General features: G+C 59.6%; 2 protein-coding genes. Both read right to left on the bottom strand.

All coding sequences use genetic code 11. The annotated features are described in order from the left end of the window. On the bottom strand, positions 1-1092 hold a 1092-nt coding region (locus tag EN969_RS26475; RefSeq protein ID WP_127419532.1), incomplete at its 3' end, for a SpoVR family protein. A gap of 9 nt (positions 1093-1101) precedes the next feature. Continuing rightward, positions 1102-2412: a YeaH/YhbH family protein gene (locus tag EN969_RS26470; RefSeq protein WP_063169112.1), complete on the bottom strand. Its 1311-nt coding sequence runs from the start codon at positions 2410-2412 to the stop codon at positions 1102-1104. Positions 2413-2470: the final 58 nt, after the last annotated feature.

The raw sequence follows: 2470 nt of genomic DNA, 5'->3' as shown, positions 1-2470 counted from the left end.
GTCGGGGAACCAATCGCGGTCCTCGGCCGTGGGTTCGGTCGAGATGCGCTGAATGTCCTGCATCATGTCGAGGCCGAGAGCATAGGGGTTGATGCCTGAAAAACGCGGATCGTCGAAGGCCGGCTGGAAGACCACGTTGGAATGATTGCGCAGGATTTCGAGCATGGCGCCTTCGCTGATCTGGCCGCGGTCGAACAGCATGTTCATCAGCGTATAGTGCACGAAAGTGGCACAACCTTCGTTCATCACCTGTGTCTGCCGTTGCGGGTAAAAATATTGCGCGATGACACGAACGATCCTGATGATCTCGCGCTGCCAGGGCTCCAGGACTGGGCTGTTCTTTTCCAGGAAATAGAGCAGGTTTTCCTCGGGCAGATTGAGCGATTTCTTCCACTCTGGGTCCTGGCCCTTGTCGTTGGCCGCTTGCTGCGAGGCCGGCAGCGTACGCCACAAGTCGTTGTAGGAGCGCTCCTCGTATTCGAGACGCTCGCGAATTCCTTCGCGTTGCCGTTCCGACGACAACCTCGGCGGCCGGTGATAGCGAAACACGCCCTGATCCATCAGCGCGTGGGCGGAATCGAGAACAGCTTCGACGGCGGCGAGGCCGTGCCGCTCCTCGCAGCGGACTATGTAGCCCTTGGCGAAGTCCAGGTAGCTGAGGATCGCACCCGCATCCGTCCACTGTTTGAACAGCTGATTGTTCTTGAAGAAATGATTGTGCCCGAGCGCTGCGTGGGCCGTCACCAGGGCCTGCAGGGCCATGGTGTTTTCCTCCATCAGATAGACGATGCAGGGATTGGAATTGATGACCAGTTCATAGGCAAGCCCCCGCCCGCCCTTGCGATAGAGCAAATCCTGGTGGAGGAAATGTTTGCCGAAAGACCAGTGACGGTACATCAATGGCATGCCGATGGACGAATAGGCGTCGAGCATCTGCTGCGACGAGATGATCTCCATCTGAACGGGATAGGTGTCCAGATGAAGCTCTTCGACCGCGAGTGCCTCGATAGCGTCATAGGCCCGCGACAATGTTTTGAAATCCCAGTCGGACCCTGAAAAAAGCAGGCTGGATTTGCTCGCTTGTCTGGCCATCGGGAACCCTCATGCCCTCTTGAGGGCGGCCGGTTGCCTGCCGAAGAGCTGGCGAAAAACCGGATAGATATCGGCGGGTGTGGCGATGCGGCTCATCTGGAAGTTCGGCCATTTCTGGTCGATGGAGTTGTAGGCACGCCAGAGCGATGTCCCGTTTTCTGTCGAGCCGAAAATATGAGCTTCACGCTCGTCGATGATCTCGACATAGGCAAAATACTGGCACAGCCGCATGAGCTCGCCGTTGAGCAGCGAAATGCATCGCTCCGAATCGCCGGCGAAATTGTCGCCGTCCGAGGCCTGGGCGGCATAGATGTTCCAGTCATGGGCCGGGTAGCGGCTGGTGATAATACGGTGCATTTCCTCCAGCGCGGTGGAAACGACGGTGCCGCCGCTTTGGGTGTTGTAGAAAAATGTTTCCTCGTCGACCTCCTGAGCCAGGTGCGTGTGGCGGATGAAAACAATCTCGATGCGGTCGTAGCGCCGTTTCAAGAACAGGTGCAGCAAGACGAAGAAGCGCTTGGCCAGATCCTTCTCGCGCTCGCCCATGGACCCGGACACGTCCATAAGACAGAACATGACGGCATTGGCGTTCGGCACCGGCCGGGAATCGAAGCGGTTGAAGCGGATGTCGACCGGATCGACATAGGCAATCCGGCGGCGGCGGCGTTCCAGCCGGTCGAGCTCTTCGCGCAATGCCGCAATACGCTGGCGCGCTTCGGCGCTGGATGGCGTCGACTCGAGCGAGGCGATTTCCTCGAGGATCGCATCCAGTTCGACCTGCTTGGGGCGCCTCAGCGCAATGCGGCGGCCGTGGCTGTTGCGCATTGTGCGGCCAACATTGATGTTGGTCGGCGAACCTGTGGCGGCGAAGCCGGCTCTGCGCGGCTTGAAGGCAAGGATCTCCTTGAGGTTGAGCTTGACCATGTCCGGGAGCTCGAGATCCTCGAAGAAAAGATCGAGCACTTCCTCGCGCGACAGCACGAAACGAAAGTCGTCTTCAGATGCCTTGTTTCCCGGCGACGATGCTCCCCCGCCGCCCCCGCCGGGTTTGGGGATCAGGTCTCCAGCGGAGAAATGCCTGTTGCCCGGCAAGATGTGCTGGCGCCTGCCGCTGTCGCGGGCGTTGTTGAAGCTCGGCTCGCTTGTGCCTCTTTCGGGCATGCGCACGGCATGCTCGGAATCCGCGTCGGCGATCCTGCCGGTGCGGATCTGATCGCGTATGCTGCGTTTCAATTCCTCGCGCGCGCGTCGCAGGAAGCGCTGGCGATTGCCGAGGCTTTTGTCTTTAGGGTTCAGGCGGCGGTCGATGAAGATCGGCATGGAACCATCCGGGTTCTCTAACCCGCCCTGTTCACCCGCATGTACCAGTCCACAAGGC

This window comes from Mesorhizobium sp. M7A.F.Ca.CA.003.01.2.1 (assembly GCF_003998945.1).
Classification (GTDB): Bacteria; Pseudomonadota; Alphaproteobacteria; order Rhizobiales; family Rhizobiaceae; genus Mesorhizobium; species Mesorhizobium ciceri.
This window is presented reverse-complemented; position numbering and strand designations above follow the sequence as displayed.